Origin of the sequence: Coleofasciculus sp. E2-BRE-01 (assembly GCF_040221695.1) — a bacterium.
GTDB lineage: Bacteria > Cyanobacteriota > Cyanobacteriia > Cyanobacteriales > Coleofasciculaceae > Coleofasciculus.
Genome location: NZ_JAVKEA010000243.1, coordinates 1 through 21,813, shown reverse-complemented (window position 1 = coordinate 21,813; position 21,813 = coordinate 1). Strand labels below are relative to the sequence as shown.

The following is a 21,813-nucleotide window of genomic DNA, read 5'->3' as shown; positions in this document are numbered from 1 at the left end:
GGTGAGTGTTGACCCTTCACTTCGCTCGGTTGTTTGACATAAGACCAATGACATAAGACCAATAATTAACGACTCGCCAAAATTAAAGCATCGGCATAGTTTAAAGCCTCTTGCCACACACCATAGCCACGTCTGGCGAGATGAATCCCATCAGTGGTTAACTCCCGTTGCATTTGACCCTGATTATTCACAAACAAACGGTGCAGGTTAAGATAGCCTGCACCTTCTTGCTGTGCGATCGCGGCGATGTGTTGATTCAGGTTGCGGATGCGATCGCTGGGAATAGCGCTTAATCGTGTGGGTAAAATAGACTGAACAATAATTTGGGCTTGCGGATGGTTTTGGCGTAAACGCTGGATGATTTGACGAGTATTATCGAGAATAACGCGATCGCGAACGCCCTGACGCAAGTCGTTGGTGCCAGCCATGACATAGATTGTATCGGGTCGGGTTTGGGAAAAAGCCGAGAGTCGTTCCAGAATTTGGCTAGAGTTTTCCCCAGAAATCCCCTGATTCAGCCAAAATTGACTGCTAGGTAGGTTGGCTGTAGGAAACCAAAGACTCAAGGAATCGCCCACTAATATAGACAGACGATTATTCCCCTGTCCCCTCGCCATCGCTTTCGCTTCTTCTGCAAGTAGCTGTTTCCATTGAGTATGAGTGGGTTTAGCTAGTGTCGCTTTACTCCAAACCGACTGGAAACTATTAGACGGGAGGCGGGTATAGGTTTGACCTCTATTTAATGCGGCTAATCGTTGGTAATAGAGTTGGGTTCCCGATTTAGGTGAGACAACCGGGGATTGAGGTTTAGGGGAAATAGAGTTAGTAGTCAGCGCTTGATTCGTGGTGGCACTAAAGTGGCTACTACTAACCGATGGTGATGAGCTAAACTCAACACCAGGGATTTCCACCCCAGGGATAATCGGTTGAGTGACGACGGAGTGCGATTGATCAGCTTTAGCAGAAGCCAATAAAGCCGACAAATTCTCGAACAGGTTGGGAACCAGTGGCGGTGGCGGAGGTGCAGATACGGGACCTACGGTAAGCAGACTGGCTGCTAGTAAATACGGATCGCTCATGGTACATTCCATTACTCTCTCTTTTTCCTTTGACAGGAATTTGCCAGAGTATCAGGAATATATGGCAGAAGGCAGGAGGGTTTTCACTGTTCCCTGTTTCCCCATCTCAATTAAGTTTAATTTTGTCTATAGCGCTAGGCTCTAAGGTTAGGACATAGGAAAAGCAGGGGAAGCAATGTAGAGACGTGCCATGGCACGTCTGGAAGCAGGGGGAGGGAAAGTTATATCTTTGAATGGAACTTGCTATGATATCACTTTTGCATATCTTGATCTCGCAAAAAAGCAATAATGACAGCTTTTCTCAGGGTTGCCTCGATGGAATTGATAAAGCCTATAGCAACGAATAGATTATTCATCGACAATTGTATGGTTTGTAAAGCATTGTTGACTTCTGTTTGATTGTCCTCGATCCATTTTTCCAGGAATTTATGCTCGGTTAACGCTTCGTCAATATCATTCTGGGAAAAAATTTTCTGCAATTTAGATGATTTTCTCAGAGAGTTAATTTTCTTTCCCAAATCCTCTCCAGATGAGTTCACTTGAGGACGGGTGAATAAGGCAGAAAGTTTTGGCATGATTGATGTGGGACGAACGGTTTCACTTAATATATTGACACAGTTTAAAGGTGTTTTGTTTAGAAATATATACGAGAATAAGCGTAAAAAATACTACGTCAATTATCGTAAATTTTGTCAGGTATTATTTTTTCATAAAAGATATAAATTCTCAAAAAAGATGGCGTGAAAATAAATAAAATTTGTCCCCTAAGCTTTTTAAAAAATTCATACTTTAGAATGAAAAACAAAAAGCAGCACTTCGCTATAATGATAGATTGAATAAAAACCTGGAGTGAAATCTACACGATGGCAGCAATGAAATTCAACGTTCCGAGTATTGCTTGTGATGCTTGCGCCAAAACCATCAGCGAAGGGATTCGTACCCACGAACCTGAAGCGAAAGTCGATGTTGATGTGGCAAATAAGACGGTTAGTGTGGAAACTGAGGCGTCTCAGGAGTCAATTAAACAAGTCATTACCTCTGTGGGGCATCAGGTGGAATAATACTGATTCTGGCATTATAGAACTCTGTTTTTTATAAATTGTAGAGGCGTTGCAGGCAACGTCTCTACATTTGGGGATCTAGTCGAATTACCCAGAAATTCCTGATGCTGTTGGAATTTGGGACTTTGAAGGATGTGCTGATTGGCGCGATCGCACTTCCAAATACACCAGTAAGGCGTTAATATCGGCTGGATTCACCCCACCAATACGAGAGGCTTGACCAATTGTCAGGGGTTGAACCTGGGAGAGTTTCTCGCGAGACTCCTTGGATAAGGTTTCAATGGCATCATAATTCAGATCTATTGGCAATCGTCGCTGGCTTTGACGGGACACTTGATCAATCTGATTTTGCTGGCGTTGCAGATATCCCGCATATTTGATATCAATTTCCGCACCGTCTCGTTCAGCTTGGTTAAGACTGGAGTTCCCTAATCCGTAGTGATCCAGATTGACATAGTGGAATTTGGGACGACGCAGCAATTCAGCCAGGGTAATCGAACCCTTAATCCGTTGCTGAGTATCCGACGCGATCGCAACGCCTAATTCCTCATGTTCCTTGATCCGTACTGTCTGGAGTCGTTCCTTCTCCGCCGCAATATTCGCTTGTTTTTCAGTATAAAGTTGCCAACGGCGGTCATCAATTAAGCCAATGTCTCGTCCCAAGGGAGTCAGACGGCGATCGGCATTATCGGAACGCAGGAGTAAGCGATATTCGGAACGACTGGTTAGCATCCGGTAGGGTTCTCGCAAGTCTTTCGTACATAAATCATCAATTAATGTACCGATATAGCTTTCCTCACGAGGGAACACCAACATCTCTTGATGTCGCACATAGCGTACCGCATTAATCCCCGCCACAATACCCTGGGCTGCGGCTTCTTCGTACCCTGTCGTTCCATTAATTTGTCCAGCGCAGAATAGCCCCTCGATTTTTTTGGTCATTAACGTGGGAAAACACTGGGTTGCGGGTAGATAATCATACTCCACCGCATAAGCTGGACGTAGCATTGTACAGTGTTCTAATCCAGGGAGCGATCGCAACATTTGCAACTGTAGCTTCTCTGGTAATCCTGTCGAGAATCCCTGGATATAGAGTTCGGGAATGTCTCGCCCTTCCGGTTCAATAAAGATCTGATGGCTTTGCTTATCTGCAAACCGGACAATTTTATCTTCAATACTCGGACAGTAACGGGGTCCCTTTGCATCCACCCAACCCCCATAAACTGGAGACAGATGCAGATTGTCCCGAATCAACCGATGAGTTTCTGCCGTGGTACGAGTAATATAACAATTCATCTGTTCCCGTTCCACCCACACCTCTGGATCAAAGCTGAACCAAGACACCACCTCATCCCCAGGCTGGGGTTCCATTTTACTGTAATCCACCGATCGCTTATCCACCCGCGCCGGAGTTCCTGTCTTCAGGCGTCCCGTTTCAAACCCCAGTCGGTTCAACGTTTCCGTCAATCCCACCGCCGCAAATTCCCCCGCGCGCCCAGCAGACATCGATTTATTCCCCACCCAGATACATCCACCCAGGAACGTTCCTGTAGTTAATATAACCGCAGGGGCGGCAAATGCTACACCAAAATAAGTCTGAACACCGATAACCTCATCGTTCGCACCCAGAACTAAATCCGTCGCCATCCCTTCCCGGATAACCAAATTCTCCTGGTTCTCGACAATCCGTTTCATCACCGCCGCATATTCCCGCTTATCGGTTTGCGCCCGTAACGCCCAAACCGCAGGTCCACGCGACTGATTGAGTACTCGCTTTTGGAGATAAGTCCGGTCTGCCATCTTACCAATTTCTCCCCCCAAGGCGTCTACCTCATGGGCGAGTTGGGATTTAGCTGGCGCACCCACGGCAGGGTTACAAGGTTGCCAAGCAATTTTATCCAGGTTCAGGGTAAGTAGCATAGTGCGACATCCCAGACGGGCGGCGGCTAGTGCCGCTTCGCAGCCAGAATGTCCAGCACCGACAACGATGACATCAAAAGCGTCTTGGAAATCTACGGCGGAATGTGTGGTCATGGTTAGTGTTTGAGTGACAAGGACTCATGGTTCATTTTACCGAATTCCCTGGTAGAGATGTGCCATGGCGCATCTCTACTGTTTTACCGTTATCGTCATGCCATGCATGTAGGGGCGCAAGGCTTGCGCCCTTAACTTGATTCTGCGAGAAGTCTCCCGCCATAATCTACGATTTGTCATTTGTAAGGGACTATGGGCTTTTCCTCCAAGGCTTCCCGGATTGCGCGTTTTGTAGTGAGGCGAACACAAGAGTCCTGTCAATTTTATGGGCGCACGCCATGCGCCCCTACAGTTTCTGGATGTAATTCTAATTCATCAAATAAGCCAGATATACCGTAGTAGTAGGCTGGCAAGCTTAAAGTTGTGGGTAAAATTTTTCTGGATCGCTACTCCCATAAGGGTTTGAGAAAATACTTGACCACCGTTTTAAGCTTGCCAAGCTAGTAGGGTGGGCAATGCCCACCAGACTTAAGTCAATGACATTCTTCTTAAAAGAAAGTATTTGACTTTGACAGGCGCACGGTATCTCAACCGAGCTATACATCCCCGTGCAGTTCGGGATACCTTGCCATCTAATTTCAATCTTATCGTATATCAGATTGAGCTAATGCAAAGAGCCGGAATGTCTGCCGATGATTTCCCTGAGGACGTGGATTAAGGTGGGTTGAGCGAAGTCGAAACCCACCCTACGGTATATGAAAGGTTTCGGCGATTTTTGATGCAAATTTTCAGTGTTATTCTGGTCATAAAAATCAGTCAAATTGTATTACAATAAATTCACTTAAATCAGGTCAAGGATAAGAATTGAGGAGCGACTAAGATGAGCGAATATGATTCGCCATGGAAGGAAATCATTTCGCTATATTTTCGGGAGTTTTTGAGTTTTTTCTATCCACGCATAGAAGAGGACATCGATTGGAAACGAGGATTTGAATTTTTAGACACTGAGTTACAACAGATCAAGCGAGAGACAGAAACGGGTAGGAGAGATGCGGATAAGTTGGTGAAAGTTTGGCGTCGTAGCGGGGAGGAGCAACCGGGTTGGCGCCCCAGTCGGTATGAGCGTGAACTGTGGGGGTGTCGGGCAATACTGGAATTTCCAGTGGTGAAACTGCTAGATTACAGTATGGATGAGCTTGCGAGTAGTCAAAACCCATTGGCGGCGATAGTACAGGCGCACCTTTCTGCCCAAGTTGCCGGGAAAGATGTTGGGGTTGGATATGAAAGCAAGCTGTCTCTGATTAAGAGTTTATATGAGCGGGGGTATGGGCGAGAGGATATCGTTCAATTATTTCGATTAATCGATTGGTTTATCGCCCTACCGAAGAGAGAAGAGGATCGATTGTGGCAAGAGATACAAACGTTAGAAGAGGAGAGAAAAATGCCTTACATTACCAGCGTTGAACGAATCGGAATCAGGAAGGGCTTGGAGCAGGGATTGGAGAAAGGCTTACAACAAGGACGACAAGAAGATATTGTCCGTATTCTTGAACTTCGGTTTGAAGATATTCCGCAGAACTTGAGGGAATTAATTGGAAAAATAGAAGCTCTTGAGGTGCTAGGTACTCTTCTGGTTCAGGCGGTGACAACTCAATCCTTAAAGGCATTTGAATCTGTGGCGAATCAATTGATTACAGAGGCGGGATTGGAATTGGAGGACACAGAATCGAGTGCGGGGGAAGAGGCGAATGAGACGTAAACAAAGAGTTAGGTTGGATTGAGCAATAATTTGTGCGATCGCGAGTATGGGCGAGAGGATATCGTTCGCCCTCAATTATCATAATTAAATTAATTCAAATCAGTAATGGCTTTTGCCACTGATTCTGCTTGTTCGGGATATAGTCGCGCTATTAATCCGCACATTTGATAGGCAGTTTCAATATTGTAAGCGTAGGAAAATAATAAGCGTTTAAAGTTATTTTTGTCTTTGAGTTGGACAAGAATAGCAGCAATGTGGCATAAAAGTTGATTGCGATTAATCAAAACTTTTTCTGCTGTGTGAAATGCCTTGTCAACCTGTCCTGTCATTGTCTGTATCTGGGCAATCATCCAAAGTGCGTTCAGTTGTTTTTGTTCATTCTTAATCTTGTCTTTACTCTGAAGAGCCGCACTGATGGTTATGGAAAGTTCCCCTTTTTCTCCTTTCTTAAACTGAATCCATGCAATCTCTGAAAGTGCTATTATCCGCTCTAATTCATCTTCAATTTCGTCTGTAATTTTCAGAGCCATGGGAATTTCTCCTGCCTCAGCGTAGGCTGCTGCTATTGTGGATAAATCCTTCTGTGCTGTTAGTATTACTGTCGTCGATTTGTTCTTATTACGTTCCCGACTGGCTTGTGCTTGTGCAGCCTCATAGAGTTCGGTAAGGGTAGCTAATGCTGCTTCCTTATCTCCTACTTCTACTCGTGCCACCGCTATAGTACACAGAACTTTTACCTTATTCCAGTCGCAAAAAAAAGATGGTGCATTTTCAAAGGATTTATAGGCGTTGGTGAGGATTGTCTTCCATTTCTCTCTCTGCTGTTCATCTCTCTCTATCTGTAATTGCGCTATAACTCTTAGAGCCTCAGCTTTATCAGTTGCGAATCTTGGCATTTTAAGCATTCTTAAAGTTTTAAAGGCGGCGTCTAAATCATCTGCTCTTCCTTGTACTTGTGCTATTATGGTCAAAGTTTCTGTTCGTTTGTCTTCTCGATTATTACTAATATATTGTGCTATCTCAAAAGCATTTTTTAAGATAGCCTTTGCCTCTTTTATATTGCCTGCCTTTATCAGAGTATTTGCGGTTAATGCCAAGATCATCGATTTGTGCATCTTATCAGCAATAATTTTTCTCACATTGCGAGAAATTTTAATATTGTCTAACCCCAGTTTAATTTGGTCATTTTTTACCTGCAACTCTGCAACCTCTAATATTGTTTTTGCTTGCATAAATAAAGGTTCATGTATTTTATGTGGTTCACTAATTACAGTCGCAAAAGTAGATCTTGCAATTTCATTTTGACCAGCTTTTACCTGCATTTGGGCTATTTTACCCAGAGTTTCTTCCCACCTCTGTGTAATATCAAATTTCTCTGTGCCAGAGTCTTGAATTGTCCATCGACGCCATTGACTCTTTATTTTTTTAGCAATCTTTAAGGCAGCATCAAAGTTTTTTGCATTTGCATACGCTTTGGCTATTTCTGCTAAAGCTTCTTGCTGTTCACTGGCATCCTTAATTCTATTCTGATTTGTCTCAGCAGCCGAGAAATTCCCCGCCTCTGCCTGGGCTTTGACTATTCCTAGCAGCGCCTTACTCTGCTCTGATTCATTGCTGATTTGTTCGAGAGTCTTAATTGCATCATCGGTAAATGGTTTTGCTTTGGCTTGGGCTATGGCAATTATTTTGAGAGCCTGTGCCTTGCTTCTTGGCTCTTCAATTCTACTTGCGCTGGCAAAGGCACCATGAAAATCCTCTACCTCTGCCTGTTTTTTCAATATTTCTACTAGAGCCTCAACTTGGTCTGATTCAGGCTCTATCTTTTCAACCGTCTCAATTGCATCTTGAAATTTACTGACATCAGCTTGTTCCCAGGCTATATACAGCAGTGCCTTGGCTTGATTGTGTAAACCCTGGATTCTTTTGTCAATCTTTTTAGCTGTTTCACAGGCATCAGCAAACTCTCTTACCTTGGCTTGCGCTTTTACTATCTGGTACAGAGCAAATACTTGGTTATCTTTGTCTTGAATACCAAGCGCCTTTTCTACAGCACTAGCAAATATGACTTTTGCTTTGTCTGCGTTTCCTATTTTTGCTTCCACTTCTGCGGTAGTTCTCAAAATCTTGGCGTTCAAAGACTTTTCTAGATTCCACATCGGATCAATTCTTTGAAGGGTATCGAGAGCTTCCGGAAACATACCTGCTTCTTTCTGCTTATCCGCTATTCCCATAAAAGCCGACAGCTGAGAGTCCTGATCTGGAATTTTATTGGCTATTTCAAGAACATGGGCAAAAGTAGTTTTAGCTGCCTCTCTGACCTCTAGTTCCTCTATTTGCGCTTGTGCTACAGTTCCTCTAAAATCCAAGCAAGATGCTAGGTTTATAGCAGGATGTTGTAGAATTTTTATGGCTTGAATCAAGGTAGCTTGTGCTGCTTTTCTATCCCCTTGCTCTGCCTGCGCTTTTGCTATCCTTTGAAGCTCCCACACTTGTTCTGGCTCGGAGCTAATCCCCTGCACAATTTTAAGGGCAACAGAAAATTTTCCGAGATTGCTAAGAATTGTGAGCAGGTAAGGGCGATTATACAAAAGCTTTTGCGCTAGAACAGTACAGGTATCCTCACTTACCTCAAAAACCTGCGCGAGGAAGTATGTGGCATAACTGTCTTGCCAATTCCGATTAGTTGAAAAACGCGGCAAATCCTTCTGTTGTAATTTCTCCAACGTCTCTCGTGCATCATTTAATCTACCCTCATCCTTTAACTCCCAGGCTAAGAGTAGATACCATAAAATACAGCGTTCAATCTCAAACTGATCCGCCAGTTTCCATGCTCTTTGTAGACTGCCTTTCCGCAACGCCTCCAGGGGTGATTCTTGTGCGATTATTTGCTTCAGTCGCTGTGCGTGTAGCAGTAGAAATTTTGCCATCCCACCCGCATCATCCTGATTAGCTGCACCCAACAAAGCAGTCTGTACTGTCTTCAAAGGCAAATCAGGCTCATTGGGTAATTGTTCGCCTTGGGTAGCCGCAAAGTCTGGATTTCGTGCGATCGCATACAATTCTTCCCACCGTTTTTTCTCCCGTAAATGTTCTGGATAATACCGCAAGGCATAATAACTTTTATGTTCTTGCCAACGGCTACAATAGTTGATCAATTTTTGCCAAGCATCCTCAGCATCGTCACCTAAATGTGCAGTAAACGTTGTCCCAAGTAATGGGTGAGCAAAAGCATAACTATTTCCGGCTGTAATTCTTATCCAGCGCGTTACCTGCCAACACAAATGCATCTGCCGTAATTGGCGATCGCGCATTTTTGTCACGGCTTTAATATCCTCTTTAGTTAGTGCGCCTTTCGCTACTGCCAATAGTGCAAAAAACTGCCACCGTTCATCTGGTAAGTCGAGTTCGTCTAAGCGTTTTATCTGTTGCTGCACATACGCCTCAAAACTTTTAGGTGTCTGTGCCAACAATTCCTGAATATTCTGTATATGCTTGGGCGCATGATGACATAAGTCATCAATCAGATAACTAAGGTAAAGTGGAAAGCCATCAGTGATTTTATCGAGTTGGCTCACTAAGCTTGTATCGTCTGCAAATCCTGCTAATTCAACATTGCCCGCTTCTCTTAACCATTGCGCGATCGCACTCTTAGACAAACGCTCAAGATGTAACGGTTTGCAGTTATCTGTCCAGCCTTCTAAGTATTTTTGATCTTGTCCTTCCTCTGCTCTCGCTGAAGCAATTACAAATACATTTTCTGGCAAAGGATTGGGGAAAGGAGGAAGAAACGTTTCTCCGGCTTCATCTAAGCCATCGATCACAATAATCAAAGGCTTTTCTGTTTGTCTCCCTGCTCTTAAGACGTTATAGAGTATTTTGCGTAAGTCATCTTTATTGTTAGATGATAGATCATAAGCAAATTCATTATCAGCATCAAGTTGTCGGATTAGATTCCGATAGCCACTTGCGACAGAGCGAGTTATCTCATTGAAAAAATGGTAAGCAATATCACAATCTTTGTGCTGCCATTCTTTAACCCAGTTAGCCAGCAGTGCTGTTTTCCCAAAACCTGCGGGAGCCGTTACGAGGAATAAACCGCTGGAGTTTTCCTGCAAAAATCTGGCTAATTTCTGGCGTTCCTCCTCGCGCCCTACAAATAACTGGGTGTATTCGCTGATAGTTTGCTCAACCTTATCCACAACCTCCCATTCAGTCAGTCTTCTCTCTTCGCCAAAGTTTTCTTCTAAAATGGCTTCAATTCGTCGAACTTGATTAACTTGGAGGTTAGCAACGGCTTTGAGGATATCCCGGTAATCCCAAATATCTTTGCCTTTGTCAAAGGTAAACTTATTTTGAATAATTTCCTCATACCCCCTGCCAAAATAAGACTGCTGCTTCTCCGTTAGTATATAGATAATTAGCCTGTCATACTTCTCATAAAACTTGTACTCAACAAACTTCCGCAGGGTCTTTTTAATCTTCTCACTGTTGGATGTTGAGGTGATTTGAAACGCCACTCTTGCCCTCTCATCTCCCAAATCGATTCCTGGATAGTTACTTCCTTCTGTATCATTCAGATTTTGGAGATCGGTATAACCGTATACTTCAGAGAAGAGAGGAATTAGTAACGTTTCCGCTACTTTATTTATATCGGTTCGTGTCATCGCTGTAGCACCCTTGACCTGAGTGACAAAGCTAGACATTAATGTATTGATTCGGTTTTGCGATCGCAACAGTTCCATGGACTCGATTGGGCAGGCGATATTCCTCTAGTTCTAACACATAGTCCACAGCCAATCTATGATAAAGGGCGGGTTGGGTTGATAAGTTATCGGTAGATACCAAAATTAAGCGGCTAAACCCGCCCCGACAATTTATTTGGGTTCGCGAACTGGGATTACTAAGCTGATACCTTAAAATGGCAAACGATAATTTAAATAGCAACCTTGAATGGGCAACTCTCAAACTGTTACGCCAACATCTGAGTATGACTCAAGAAGAGTTAGCTCAGGAATTAGGAACAACCAGCAGAACAATCCGACGCCACGAGACGGGGGAAAGGCAAATTAGGTTTTCGCTTCCTCAAATCAAGCGACTGATTGAGCTAATGCAAAGAGCCGGAATGTCTGCTGATGATCTTCCTGATGACGTGAAGTGAACTACTCAGGTTTTTGAACTAGGAAACCATCGGTAAATTTCTACCAGTACCTTAATAGTCGTGGATTTTGCAACTGAGGCTCTCTTCTAGTCCTGCCGAAGCAAGGCTTTTAGTTATCCCAAATCCCAAGGGTTAGGAGGACTTAAAAAACGTTATTTGCTGGCGCTACCCGTAATAATTTTGGGATACAATTATCTTGGGTTAACGACAGGTGGATGAGGCGTAAATTTTAGCTTACAGCTAGTGCTGTCAGAAGTAATACATTGACGAATAGAATAGCGCACGCCCCTTGAAAAGCATAGCGACGCTGTTGCTCACTATTGGGATATTCAGCATAATATACAGGGGTTTCGATCGCGTAGTTGTTCAGTTGTCCATCTTGGTTGATTGTGGTGTACATCTGAATCTTTCTCCTCTGTGTTTTTTCTCTCTGTTGTTTATAACTTTAACGAAGGTCTTTACAGAAAAGCAATAGATATGCTATAGGATCTTGTTCTGCTTTTCATAAGATGAGCTTATCAAAAGCTACCCGGCTTATACGCCTAGGCAATAATACCGACTTAACTCCATCACAGACAGTTTTCCCCTAGAACTTCTCCATTACCATTCATCAAAAGACTGAACTTTGCGTCTGCTAAGATAGATCAGCCACAGTTAGATTCACCGTTCTACTGCAAAGATGGACAACACACTGAACAGGCTTCGCCGCCTGAAACGAAATATGGGTTACCGTGTCGAGGATACAATCAGACACTTATCCAACAACGTGAGTCCGTCAGAAATAGTTAATCAAAAGGAAATTAGAGTAGTTGGCTTAAAACGGAGTGGAAATCATGCCATTATCAACTGGATCAGAAAACAACACCACGGTGAAGTATGGCATTTGAATAAGATTCCCGTAAAAAGGAATCCATACCGTTTCTTGTATGAACATTATCCCAAAGAAAAATTAAAACAGGAAGCCAAAGGTAATTTCACCAAAAAAGACTGTTTAATCTATAGCTATGAAGATCATGCGCTTGAGCAAATCACTGACAAGGAGTTTGACAAAAAAAGTGAACTGTACTTGGGCGAAAGTGCAATCAAATACGACGTGATTATCTTAAGAGATCCCTTCAATATGCTGGCAAGCCGATTTAAAAAGGGATATATGAAGGTAAAATGTCTTGATAGAACATTAGTTGAACTGTGGATATCATACGCTCAAGAATTCTTGGGAGAAACGCAGTTCTTGAAAAATAATAAAATCGTGGTTAATTATAATCAGTGGTTTATCGATGTGGACTATCGCCAGCAATTAGCAAAGCAACTTAATATCAAGTTTTCTGATGCAGGTTTTAATGATGTAAAAGGTCAAGGTGGTGGGAGCTCTTTCGACGGAATTGCATTTCGGGGGAAAGCGGCTGAAATGGATATTCTTAACCGATGGAAAGTCTTTGCTGATGAGCCACAATACCAAAAACTCATCGATAATGCAGAACTTCGAGACTATTCAAAACGAATTTTTGGTCATATTCCAGGAACGGAACGCTATTTTTGATAAATTTTAGCATCATATCATGTCCGGTCAAACACCCCTAATAAAAACGCCTGAAACCCCTGTTATTGCAGCATTGCAATTATGGGCAATCGTTGGGACATGATATCATCGGGGCGGGTTGAGTTACGTCCGGGCGCGATAAAAAATGATAGTAGAAAAACCCGCCCCTGTATAACATCTTTAGATACAGCACTTTCTAACACGGTGTAGTACAGTAACTCTAGGACAACTCTGTTCTGCTCTTGTTTGGGTGTATCACATCGAGTTTGAAAACGCTGTATTCAACCCAATGTCTGGTTAATTCCCGAATATAAGGAAGAGTAATCTTCATCCGCTAACCCAGCGTCTTTCGCCTTTTCAACAACCTGGCGCACACCCGCCAAACTACTCGCATCTAATCCTTCTGCTTTTGCCTCACTAAGGAATAAATTAATATCTTTAAGTAAATGTTTTAGGGGAAAGTTGGGATCAGCAAAATTACTGTCTTGCATCCGATTTAACTTCTTATCAAATGTCGGTGCATACAGCGCACTGTCTCGCAGCAGTTCCATAAACTTGTCTACATCCACCCCCTGACGCCGCACAAATCCCAAACTGAGGGCAAACCCGGCGGTTAAGGCGGCAATTAATTGATTTAAGGCTAACTTTGTGGCGGCGGCGGTTCCCACGGGACCCATTAATAGGGGTTCTCCAAAATTTTTGAGTAACTCTTGCCATTTTTGAAACTGATCTTTAGACGCCCCTACCATAACTTGCAGCTTGCCATCTTTGACTTGAGGAATACTCCCTAATACAGGCGCTTCTAGATACTCACCCCCGACGGCTACGATTTGATTTTGAATATCTTGGCTTTGTCTGGGGGAAATGGTTCCCATTTGAATCACGGTGCGTCCTTTTAATGCTTCTTGGCAACTATCAGATAGGGCTACCTGTCGAATTGCATCAGCATCTGCCAACATTAAAATAACGCAATCGGCAGCCGCGATCGCATCCGCCGCCGAATCAGTCGTTTCGGCACCTGAATCCTTTAGAGGTTCTAGCTTAGACAATGTGCGATTGTACGCCACGACGGGTATTTCCGCATCCAGTAACCGTTGCGCCATGGGTTGTCCCATTAATCCTGTACCGAGAAATCCTACCTTAACCATGTATTTGTTTTGGGGTTGACAACATCAAAACACTCCCCTGCAATCTTGCACCCATTTTTTAATTCTGACACCTATCTGTTGAGGGATTTCTTTATTTCTGAACATAAGACAGGTCGAAGGGTAGGAGGGTAGGAGGCAGAAGGTAAAAATTATATCTGTAGGGGCGGGTTTAGCCATTTAATTGACGGGTATACCGATAACTTATCAACAAAACCCGCCCTCTTGTCGTTTAGATTTAAGACATAAAACATTTACCCTTTCCACCAACGCTCCTCTTGCACGAGTGTATGCATTTGCCAATTCGGATCAGGTTGAGGATAATCTAAGCGGTAATGTCCGCCACGACTTTCTGTCCGAAACAGAGCGCTTTTAAAAATTAAATAAGCTATATCTAATAAGTTAGAGGTTTCTCCCCACGTTCGCACCAGGTAATCGGCATTTGGAATATCAAGTTGAACCGTCTTCTGTGGTGTTAAATTCCGTAACTGTTGGCTTAAGGGCAACGCAGCCAATTCGGACTGCCAGACTTCCACCTGCGCGATCGCACGTTCTAGCTTTTGTGCAGATCGACAAATCCCAGCACTTTGCCAGACTAAACGTTTTAACTGATCTTGCATCGCCAGCATTTTATCCGTTTTCGTGGCTTCATCGGATAAGGTTAAGGGAGAAATAGAAGCTAATTCCTGATTCAAGACAGACTGATCGGGTGTTAATTCTCCCAACTGAGCGCCAAATACAATACATTCCAATAGCGAATTACTGGCTAGACGATTCGCACCATGAACACCCGTACTCGCGGTTTCACCCACGGCATATAAATTAGGAATAGAGGTACACGTCATTAAATCTGTAGCAATTCCCCCCATCCAATAATGGGCGGCGGGGGTGACAGGAATCATATCCCGAAATACATCAACTCCCCATTGCTGACAAACTTGAATAATATTCGGAAATCGGTGGCGAATCCGATCATCGGGAATAGGGCGTAAATCTAAATAGACATGACTGGTGGCTGGATCAGGTTTAGTTTTCTGTAAATGACTAAAAATCGCTCGACTCACCACATCTCTAGGCGCAAGTTCACCATCAGGATGATACTCAAAGGCAAAACGGTGTCCCTGATCATCCACCAGATGTGCCCCTTCTCCCCGCACCGCTTCGCTGATCAGAAAATGAGGCGCTCCCGGTTTGGTTAAAGCCGTGGGATGAAATTGGACAAATTCCAAGTCTTTGAGAATCGCACCCGCCCGCCATGCGATCGCCACTCCATCTCCGGTACTGACATCGGGATTCGTCGTCTGGGCAAAAACTTGACCGCCGCCTCCTGTCGCCAGGACAACCGCCCCCGCCCGTATCCAACTGATGTGACCTTGATACATGAGTTGGACACCCTGACAATGACCTGTTTCAGGATTCAGCCAGACAGATAAAGCAAATGCCTGCTGAAGCACCGTAATATTAGATTGGCGCAAGACTAAGGCAGTAAGCGTACTAACTACAGCCCGCCCCGTGGTATCTGCCGCATGGAGAACCCGGGGACGAGAATGAGCCGCCTCTAAGGTTAACGCTAACTGCTCCCCCCGTCGATCAAACGTCACCCCCATCTCCACTAACGAGCGAATGCGATCGGGCGCTTGTTGAGCCAGAAACTCCACAGCATCAGCGTCACAAAGCCCCGCCCCTGCCCGAAGTGTATCCTCAACATGCAACACTGGGGAATCTCCGGGGGCAATAGCTGCCGCAATACCGCCCTGCGCCCAGTCACTGGCACCGATGGATAGAGTATCTTTAGTTATCAGTGCAACATTTAACGTATCCGGTAGACAGAGGGCGGCATAAAGTCCAGCCGCGCCAGCACCTACCACCACAACATCAAACTGAGTTGGCTGATGGAGTGGCGATTGAGAATTGTCAGGAACAGAAATCATAGTGAGTCGAAATATAGTCAAATACTTTAGCAGACATGGGAATCTACATCTAAGGGTGATGTAGAGACGTTGCATGCAACGTCTCTACACGCTGTTTCATCCCTGGAGCCATCTGCCTTCTGCCTTAATAACACCCTTGTGTAAAAAACAACCCACCCCCAACAGGAGTGGGTTGAACTAGGAATTTCCGAAATTATTCGAGTTTAGTAGACGCCGGGATTAAAGCGGTCGTCACCTTCGTTGTAAACGTCCGCTGTCTCAGTCACCGTAAAATTATCCAGGTTATCTTGCAGGATCTGTTTTTGGCGATCAGTCAATCCGGGAATCTCCAGCACTTCCTCTACATCGTCGTAGGGAGCATTCTGGATGATCAATGATGCTAATGTCGGGAACATCCCCCGATACTTGCGAAACGCTCGGATATGAGTATTGTTCAAATCCAGCTTTTGACCATACTCTGTTTCCAGCTTGGCATCGGCTGGATTGCGTAGAGTCGTCTCAGCCAGTAACATCGGTGACCCATTCGCGATCGCGTTACTCAAAGACACGCCTGGAGTCCAGGACATTGGTGCTGCGATCGCGCTTTGGGAGAAACCCAACCATCCTAAGCAGCTCACTAACAGTCCCCATACCACTAACAAATGAACCAATCGTTTCATTAACTCTCCTCCTTACTCAGACACATTGAAGACCAAGACAGAACTGCCCCTCTTCGATTACCTTAACTTTTGTTTTCTATCCTCTCATCTTATCTATCCCTACCTCAAGAGTTTAGGCGCTTATCCGCCCAGAATTATGAAAAATGCTAAATAGTTCTAAAAGTCTACCGGAAAACCGGGGTTTTGTGGGAAGATTAAAAATTGTCTCTGTTGACGAAAGAATCAGGAAATTAGCTATGGCTCTGCGATTAGGCGATACTGTCCCCAACTTCACGCAATCCTCTAGTGAAGGTGAAATCAACTTCTATGACTGGGCAGGGGATAGCTGGGTCGTTTTATTCTCCCACCCAGCCGACTATACACCCGTTTGCACCACAGAGTTAGGCGAGGTTGCCAAGCTCAAACCCGAATTTGACAAGCGCAATGCTAAAGTCATCGCCTTGAGTGTTGACGATGCGGAGTCTCATCAGGGTTGGATTCAGGACATTAACGAAACCCAGAATACGACCGTCAACTACCCAGTTTTGGCAGATGCGGATAAAAAGGTGTCGGATATGTATGACATGATTCATCCCAACGCCAATGCTAGTGTTACGGTACGCACCGTCTTTGTCATTGACCCCCAGAAAAAACTACGTCTGACCATCACCTATCCTCCCAGCACCGGTCGCAACTTTGACGAAATTTTGCGGGTGATTGACTCCCTACAGCTTACGGATCACCATCAGGTTGCCACTCCCGTGAATTGGAAAGAAGGAGATGACTGCGTGATTGTCCCTTCTCTGAAAGACCCAGAGGTTTTAAAAGAAAAATTCCCCAAAGGTTACACCGAAGTCAAGCCTTACCTGCGGATGACCCCTCAACCCAACAAGTAACGGTTAAGGTAGTGGCGTGGCGCAGCCCTCACTCCATAGTTAAAAAGCAGGGGAAGCAGGGGGAGCGGTGTAGAGACGTAGCATGCTACGTCTGGGAGCAGGGGGAGTTCCTCCTGTAGGGGCGGGTTTTACCGATAAGGTTTTGGTACAAACTCATAACTTGACTAAACCCGCCCTTCTCGGTGAACAGGGAAAAATAGGGAAGATAGGGGAATTAATGCTGGCACTTTATCGGGGCGGGTTTAGTTACATCGGGGTAAGGTAAGAAACGATAACGGTGAAACCCGCCCCTACATAAAACTTTACATTCCCCCGTGTTTCCAACTGGGAGAGGATGTAAACCTAAAAATTAGAGCAGAATACTCCTAGAGCAAATGGATATTAAAGACGGCTTTGTCGGCACAGTAGGGAATACCCCTCTAATTCGATTAAATAGCTTCAGCGAAGAAACAGGCTGTGAAATCCTGGGAAAAGCTGAGTTTCTTAATCCTGGCGGTTCTGTCAAAGACCGCGCCGCCCTCTATATTATTCAAGATGCTGAAGACAAAGGGTTACTCAAGCCTGGTGGTACAGTTGTCGAGGGAACGGCGGGTAATACGGGTATTGGTTTAGCGCATATTTGCAACGCGAAGGGATATAAGTGCCTAATTATCATTCCCGAAACTCAATCCCAAGAGAAAATGGATGCATTAAGGACGCTAGGTGCCGAAGTGCGTCCGGTTCCGGCTGTACCGTATAAAGACCCCAATAATTACGTTAAGCTATCGGGACGAACTGCCGAAGAGATGGAGAATGCAATTTGGGCAAATCAATTTGATAATTTAGCCAATCGACAGGCACATTATGAAACCACGGGACCCGAAATTTGGCAACAAACCGATGGTAAAGTGGATGCTTGGGTGGCGGCGACAGGGACAGGGGGAACATTCGCTGGGGTGTCTATGTTCCTGAAAGAAAAGAATCCCCAGGTTAAATCGATTGTGGCTGACCCGATGGGAAGTGGGTTGTACAGTTACGTGAAGACGGGCGAAATTAACACAGAAGGGAATTCTATTACAGAAGGGATTGGCAACAGCCGAATTACTGCCAATATGCAAGGGGTTCCCATTGATGATGCGATTCAAATTGATGATAAAGAAGCCGTGCGGGTGATTTACCAACTGCTGGAAAAAGATGGTTTATTCATGGGCGGTTCTGTGGGAATTAATGTCGGTGCAGCCGTCGCCTTAGCCAAAGAAATGGGACCCGGACACACGATTGTGACGGTGCTTTGTGATAGTGGTTCGCGTTATCAATCGCGGCTTTATAATCGGGAGTGGTTGGCGCAAAAGGGGCTGTTACCTGAACGTTAGCGGTACATGATTAAATCTGTAGAGACGTTGCATGCAACGTCTCTACAATACATATTTTCTTTAATTTGTCAACCTCTAGACAGGAGTTGATCAGTAAGCAATCATTTTGTCCCTTGGGTGAAGCGTTGCACTGTCAATTGGATGGCTAAAGCCACCAAGCCAACAGCCACGAGACTAAAGACAGCCGTGGCGAGAGTACTGATACCAACAACTAAGGTACGAACCGCGATCGCAATATTAATCGCCGTCACATTCCCAGAGGGTAGGGGTTTATTCGCCAAGGATTGTGCAATAGCGGTTGTCAGCCAGTATCCCGCGATCGCCAGAGAACCCGATATCAAGGCTGAAGCCAAGCAGTTTAAGGGACTCGGCGGTGTTTGTTCGGTAGTCGTGGGTTGGTTATCAGGATTAGTGGTCATAAGTCTAATGTCCTTTTGTAATTGATCTTAGTGTGAATGTCACCGAATTAACACAGGTTCCTCGTTGCGCTGTCTTCGCCAGCCGAGGCTTTAGCCATTGCTTTCTGTGGCTAAATCAAACTAAACTTTGCCATCAATATCTTACCCAGTAAGCTTTAGCTTACTTTAGCTTTAAGCCGGAAATTTATTTCCTGGCGTCCAATTTGGCGAAATTCAGATTAAGTTAAAGGAACTTGGAGAGAAGTTAATCAAGAAGTGGGACAAAATTAGGCGAAAATAGACCCTAATCCACAATCTAACCTCTAAAATCGAATGACGCGAAAGCCTCACGATCAATTTGCTAAACAATACCTAGAGGAATTATTAGCACCTCTGGGAAGTGTGGAAACCAGTCGCGAAATATCCCCCGAAATCCGCCAAGTCGATGTTTGGTTTGTGCCAACGCCCTCGCCATCGACAGCACCGGAAAACTTGGGTTTACTGGGTCGCATGGCAGCAACGGCTTGTCTGTTGGAGCCTTTCCGGAATGCACCGAGTCCATCAGAGGTACTTGACTGCCAAAGTAAGTTAAATTCAGTCCGTAGCGAAATGCGGCGTAAAGCCAGACGAGAAGGGACTTCGTTTCGAGAAGCAGATTGGCCCAATTTATGGATTCTCTCGCCCTCTTGTTCGACAAGGTTGTTGGACGGATTTGGTGCGAGACTAAATGAGTCAGAAAACTGGGGGGAAGGAGTGTATTTTCTGCCGGAGTTCCAGAAGAGTGCATTGATCGCGATTAACCAACTCCCAGTTACAGAAGATACACTTTGGTTAAGGGTTCTGGGAAAAAGGGGAACTCAGAGGCGAGCGATCGATGAGTTGGTTGCACTGCCACAACAAAACCCATTTCGACAGACTATTCTGGAGATTCTGGCGAACTGGCGTATCACTGTCAACGAGAGCGAAAATTTAAGTGAACAGGATAGGGAGTTGCTTATGAACTTATCACCCGCTTATTTGAAATGGCAGGAAGAAACCTTACAAGAAGGCAGGCTTGAAGGACAACGGCAGATGGCGGAAAACTTTCTCAGAGTGCGATTTGGCGAACTGGATCAACAATTATCGGATGCGATCGCGCCAATGTTACAGTTACCCCCTCCAGAGTTGACTCGTCTGTTGTTTAACCTTTCTCGTGAGGAACTGTTAATTTGGTTTGGGGATGTCTCTAGGCGAGACGATACCTTATCCGAAAGAAGGCGAGAAACCGTAGAAAACTTTCTCAGAGTACGATTTGGTGAACTGGATCAGGAATTGTCGAGTGCGATCGCGCCGATGTTACAGTTACCTCCTCAAGAGTTAACGTCCCTGCTGATTACCCTTTCTCGTGAGCAATTGTTAGAACGGTTTGGATAGTTGTTTAAAAGTCATAAGTTATCGAGCAGAAATTTTAGTATTCTGTGTTACATTTTTCTGGGAGTTTACCATTGGATCGATTACTGAATTGGGTTCCTGGTGTTGCTGCGCTACGCTAATTAAAGTTATTTCGATTCCCCGGTTCTGATCAGCAGACCACAAGGATCGATAATTGAGACCGATAGCCGGAGTGCGATCGCTTTCCCATCGAGGACATCTCTCAAACGTCAGTAACGAGGTCACCGTGCAGCTAAAACAAGTGATTATCGCCCACAAAGCCAGAGACTCCCAAGGTCAAGCTTGGGCGGAAAAATGCGCTCGGCAATTGGAAAAACGCGGTTGTCATGTCCTGATTGGACCGAGTAGTGCTAAGGATAATCCCTATCCTGTGTTTTTGGCATCCGTGATGCACAACATTGATCTGGCGGTGGTGCTGGGAGGGGATGGCGCAGCCTTAGCCGCCGCACGACACCTCGCCCCCGCCGGTATCCCGATTTTGGCGATTAATATTGGTGGACATCTAGGATTTCTGACAGAACCCTTTGAGGCGTTCAAGGATACCGAACGGATATGGGATCGGATTATCGAAGATCGCTATGCTGTGCAGCGACGCATGATGATCGAAGCCTTTTTGTTTGAAGGGGATTCCCGCCAGGATAGCTTTGCCACACGTACTAATCTCGAACCGATCAGCGATCGCTATTTGGCGCTGAATGAAATGTGCATCAAACCCGCCTCAGCCGATCGCATGATTACCTCGATTCTGGAAATGGAAATTGACGGGGAAGTGGTTGATCAGTATCAAGGGGATGGATTGATTGTCTCCACACCAACCGGTTCCACCTGCTATACCTTATCTGCCAATGGTCCAATTCTCCATGATGGCATGGAAGCGATCGGGGTGACACCGATTTGTCCTTTAAGTCTATCTAGTCGTCCCTTAGTCCTACCTGCGGGTTCTGTTGTCAGCATTTGGCCCCTCGGCGATTATGAACTCAACACCAAGCTGTGGATGGATGGGGTAATGGCAACCCCGATTTGGCCCGGACAACGGGTGGATGTGCGTAAGGCAGATTGCTATGCTAAGTTTATTGTTCTCCGCGAAAATAGTTCTTACTATAAAACTTTACGGGAAAAACTCCAGTGGGCGGGGGCGAGATTTCATTACAGTAATAATCACCGACATTAATTGATGTAGAGACTCCTCATGCTACGTCTGAATTTTGAATGTGTAGGGGCGGGTTTTACTCCTATCGTTTCTGATCTAACCCAGATGTGACTAAACCCGCCCCGATTGAATTTTGAGACTAATACCAAATCCGCCTTTAGGGACTTGCGGAAAAATAGAATACCAGTCATTGTAGAGGAGAGGAGGCTTCCCAAAGCAATGCTGTTGAACACTATCACGCTCAAAGAGAATCAGGATGATACTAGCTCAAACCGTACTAGCTACATTCTGGCGATGCCAT

The 21,813-nt window shown here is 44.9% G+C and carries 20 protein-coding genes; 9 read left to right on the top strand and 11 right to left on the bottom strand.

What is annotated here, in order from left to right; all coding sequences use genetic code 11:
* Nucleotides 1-65: 65 nt before the first annotated feature.
* Together RIG66_RS33095 and RIG66_RS33090 are read right to left on the bottom strand one after the other, a co-directional pair.
* On the bottom strand, nt 66-1,079 hold the full coding sequence (locus RIG66_RS33095; protein ID WP_446384232.1) for a GDSL-type esterase/lipase family protein: 1,014 nt from the start codon (nt 1,077-1,079) through the stop codon (nt 66-68).
* Between the two features lie 251 nt (nt 1,080-1,330).
* On the bottom strand, nt 1,331-1,654 hold the full coding sequence (locus RIG66_RS33090) for a hypothetical protein (RefSeq protein ID WP_446384230.1): 324 nt from the start codon (nt 1,652-1,654) through the stop codon (nt 1,331-1,333).
* A gap of 297 nt (nt 1,655-1,951) precedes the next feature.
* Here RIG66_RS33090 and RIG66_RS33085 point away from each other — a divergent pair, with 297 nt between their 5' ends.
* Nucleotides 1,952-2,140, top strand: a complete 189-nt coding sequence (locus tag RIG66_RS33085; protein WP_006103988.1) for a heavy-metal-associated domain-containing protein — start codon at nt 1,952-1,954, stop codon at nt 2,138-2,140.
* 87 nt (nt 2,141-2,227) lie between these two features.
* Here the strand turns inward: RIG66_RS33085 and mnmG are convergent, their stop codons facing one another.
* A complete protein-coding gene (gene mnmG / locus RIG66_RS33080; RefSeq protein ID WP_446384228.1) occupies nt 2,228-4,174 on the bottom strand; it encodes a tRNA uridine-5-carboxymethylaminomethyl(34) synthesis enzyme MnmG in 1,947 nt (648 codons plus the stop codon).
* A 31-nt stretch (nt 4,175-4,205) separates the two neighbouring features.
* On the bottom strand, nt 4,206-4,337 hold the full coding sequence (locus tag RIG66_RS33075; protein WP_446384226.1) for a hypothetical protein: 132 nt from the start codon (nt 4,335-4,337) through the stop codon (nt 4,206-4,208).
* A gap of 657 nt (nt 4,338-4,994) precedes the next feature.
* Here RIG66_RS33075 and RIG66_RS33070 point away from each other — a divergent pair.
* Nucleotides 4,995-5,873: a transposase gene (locus RIG66_RS33070; RefSeq protein WP_446384225.1), complete on the top strand. Its 879-nt coding sequence runs from the start codon at nt 4,995-4,997 to the stop codon at nt 5,871-5,873.
* A gap of 89 nt (nt 5,874-5,962) precedes the next feature.
* Here RIG66_RS33070 and RIG66_RS33065 read toward each other — a convergent pair whose 3' ends face one another.
* Nucleotides 5,963-10,537, bottom strand: coding sequence for an SMEK domain-containing protein (locus RIG66_RS33065; RefSeq protein ID WP_446384223.1), 4,575 nt, complete (start codon nt 10,535-10,537; stop codon nt 5,963-5,965).
* A gap of 31 nt (nt 10,538-10,568) precedes the next feature.
* Nucleotides 10,569-10,718: a hypothetical protein gene (locus tag RIG66_RS33060; RefSeq protein WP_446384221.1), complete on the bottom strand. Its 150-nt coding sequence runs from the start codon at nt 10,716-10,718 to the stop codon at nt 10,569-10,571.
* A gap of 73 nt (nt 10,719-10,791) precedes the next feature.
* Here RIG66_RS33060 and RIG66_RS33055 point away from each other — a divergent pair, with 73 nt between their 5' ends.
* Entirely contained in the window at nt 10,792-11,031 is a 240-nt protein-coding gene (locus RIG66_RS33055; RefSeq protein ID WP_446384219.1) for a helix-turn-helix domain-containing protein, read from the top strand.
* Between the two features lie 229 nt (nt 11,032-11,260).
* Here RIG66_RS33055 and psb34 read toward each other — a convergent pair whose 3' ends face one another.
* Nucleotides 11,261-11,431 (bottom strand): photosystem II assembly protein Psb34, encoded by a 171-nt coding sequence (psb34, locus tag RIG66_RS33050; protein ID WP_006103939.1) that lies wholly within the window; start codon nt 11,429-11,431, stop codon nt 11,261-11,263.
* A gap of 279 nt (nt 11,432-11,710) precedes the next feature.
* On the opposite strand from psb34, the gene RIG66_RS33045 reads away from it, so the two are divergent.
* On the top strand, nt 11,711-12,571 hold the full coding sequence (locus tag RIG66_RS33045) for a hypothetical protein (RefSeq protein ID WP_446384217.1): 861 nt from the start codon (nt 11,711-11,713) through the stop codon (nt 12,569-12,571).
* A gap of 281 nt (nt 12,572-12,852) precedes the next feature.
* Here the strand turns inward: RIG66_RS33045 and RIG66_RS33040 are convergent, their stop codons facing one another.
* The 3 genes from RIG66_RS33040 to psbU form a co-directional block, all read right to left on the bottom strand.
* Nucleotides 12,853-13,719 (bottom strand): NAD(P)-dependent oxidoreductase, encoded by an 867-nt coding sequence (locus tag RIG66_RS33040; protein WP_446384215.1) that lies wholly within the window; start codon nt 13,717-13,719, stop codon nt 12,853-12,855.
* A 251-nt stretch (nt 13,720-13,970) separates the two neighbouring features.
* On the bottom strand, nt 13,971-15,647 hold the full coding sequence (gene nadB / locus RIG66_RS33035; RefSeq protein ID WP_446384213.1) for an L-aspartate oxidase: 1,677 nt from the start codon (nt 15,645-15,647) through the stop codon (nt 13,971-13,973).
* 203 nt (nt 15,648-15,850) lie between these two features.
* Nucleotides 15,851-16,306 (bottom strand): photosystem II complex extrinsic protein PsbU, encoded by a 456-nt coding sequence (gene psbU / locus RIG66_RS33030; RefSeq protein ID WP_446384211.1) that lies wholly within the window; start codon nt 16,304-16,306, stop codon nt 15,851-15,853.
* Between the two features lie 236 nt (nt 16,307-16,542).
* Here psbU and RIG66_RS33025 point away from each other — a divergent pair, with 236 nt between their 5' ends.
* The 3 genes from RIG66_RS33025 (at nt 16,543) to RIG66_RS33015 (ending at nt 18,533) form a co-directional block, all read left to right on the top strand.
* Nucleotides 16,543-17,181 carry a peroxiredoxin gene (locus tag RIG66_RS33025; RefSeq protein ID WP_446384209.1) on the top strand — a complete coding sequence of 213 codons (639 nt, stop codon included), beginning with the start codon at nt 16,543-16,545 and terminating at the stop codon, nt 17,179-17,181.
* 82 nt (nt 17,182-17,263) lie between these two features.
* Nucleotides 17,264-17,446, top strand: a complete 183-nt coding sequence (locus RIG66_RS33020) for a hypothetical protein (RefSeq protein WP_446384208.1) — start codon at nt 17,264-17,266, stop codon at nt 17,444-17,446.
* A 109-nt stretch (nt 17,447-17,555) separates the two neighbouring features.
* Nucleotides 17,556-18,533: a cysteine synthase A gene (locus tag RIG66_RS33015; RefSeq protein ID WP_446384206.1), complete on the top strand. Its 978-nt coding sequence runs from the start codon at nt 17,556-17,558 to the stop codon at nt 18,531-18,533.
* Nucleotides 18,534-18,634: 101 nt separating this feature from the next.
* Here RIG66_RS33015 and RIG66_RS33010 read toward each other — a convergent pair whose 3' ends face one another.
* A complete protein-coding gene (locus RIG66_RS33010; protein ID WP_446384204.1) occupies nt 18,635-18,952 on the bottom strand; it encodes a DUF3082 domain-containing protein in 318 nt (105 codons plus the stop codon).
* 312 nt (nt 18,953-19,264) lie between these two features.
* Here RIG66_RS33010 and RIG66_RS33005 point away from each other — a divergent pair, with 312 nt between their 5' ends.
* A complete protein-coding gene (locus RIG66_RS33005) occupies nt 19,265-20,344 on the top strand; it encodes a hypothetical protein (protein ID WP_446384202.1) in 1,080 nt (359 codons plus the stop codon).
* 244 nt (nt 20,345-20,588) lie between these two features.
* On the top strand, nt 20,589-21,533 hold the full coding sequence (locus RIG66_RS33000) for an NAD(+) kinase (RefSeq protein WP_446384262.1): 945 nt from the start codon (nt 20,589-20,591) through the stop codon (nt 21,531-21,533).
* Nucleotides 21,534-21,813 lie beyond the last annotated feature (280 nt).

Excerpts from the sequence above, each read along its gene's own strand:
- RIG66_RS33095 (WP_446384232.1), bottom strand. The coding sequence starts at position 1,079 with ATGAGCGATCCGTATTTACTAGCAGCCAGTCTGCTTACCGTAGGTCCC.
- RIG66_RS33090 (WP_446384230.1), bottom strand. The coding sequence starts at position 1,654 with ATGCCAAAACTTTCTGCCTTATTCACCCGTCCTCAAGTGAACTCATCT.
- RIG66_RS33085 (WP_006103988.1), top strand. The coding sequence starts at position 1,952 with ATGAAATTCAACGTTCCGAGTATTGCTTGTGATGCTTGCGCCAAAACC.
- mnmG (WP_446384228.1), bottom strand. The coding sequence starts at position 4,174 with ATGACCACACATTCCGCCGTAGATTTCCAAGACGCTTTTGATGTCATC.
- RIG66_RS33075 (WP_446384226.1), bottom strand. The coding sequence starts at position 4,337 with ATGGCGGGAGACTTCTCGCAGAATCAAGTTAAGGGCGCAAGCCTTGCG.
- RIG66_RS33070 (WP_446384225.1), top strand. The coding sequence starts at position 4,995 with ATGAGCGAATATGATTCGCCATGGAAGGAAATCATTTCGCTATATTTT.
- RIG66_RS33065 (WP_446384223.1), bottom strand. The coding sequence starts at position 10,537 with ATGACACGAACCGATATAAATAAAGTAGCGGAAACGTTACTAATTCCT.
- RIG66_RS33055 (WP_446384219.1), top strand. The coding sequence starts at position 10,792 with ATGGCAAACGATAATTTAAATAGCAACCTTGAATGGGCAACTCTCAAA.
- psb34 (WP_006103939.1), bottom strand. The coding sequence starts at position 11,431 with ATGTACACCACAATCAACCAAGATGGACAACTGAACAACTACGCGATC.
- RIG66_RS33045 (WP_446384217.1), top strand. The coding sequence starts at position 11,711 with ATGGACAACACACTGAACAGGCTTCGCCGCCTGAAACGAAATATGGGT.
- RIG66_RS33040 (WP_446384215.1), bottom strand. The coding sequence starts at position 13,719 with ATGGTTAAGGTAGGATTTCTCGGTACAGGATTAATGGGACAACCCATG.
- nadB (WP_446384213.1), bottom strand. The coding sequence starts at position 15,647 with ATGATTTCTGTTCCTGACAATTCTCAATCGCCACTCCATCAGCCAACT.
- psbU (WP_446384211.1), bottom strand. The coding sequence starts at position 16,306 with ATGAAACGATTGGTTCATTTGTTAGTGGTATGGGGACTGTTAGTGAGC.
- RIG66_RS33025 (WP_446384209.1), top strand. The coding sequence starts at position 16,543 with ATGGCTCTGCGATTAGGCGATACTGTCCCCAACTTCACGCAATCCTCT.
- RIG66_RS33020 (WP_446384208.1), top strand. The coding sequence starts at position 17,264 with ATGCTACGTCTGGGAGCAGGGGGAGTTCCTCCTGTAGGGGCGGGTTTT.
- RIG66_RS33015 (WP_446384206.1), top strand. The coding sequence starts at position 17,556 with ATGGATATTAAAGACGGCTTTGTCGGCACAGTAGGGAATACCCCTCTA.
- RIG66_RS33010 (WP_446384204.1), bottom strand. The coding sequence starts at position 18,952 with ATGACCACTAATCCTGATAACCAACCCACGACTACCGAACAAACACCG.
- RIG66_RS33005 (WP_446384202.1), top strand. The coding sequence starts at position 19,265 with ATGACGCGAAAGCCTCACGATCAATTTGCTAAACAATACCTAGAGGAA.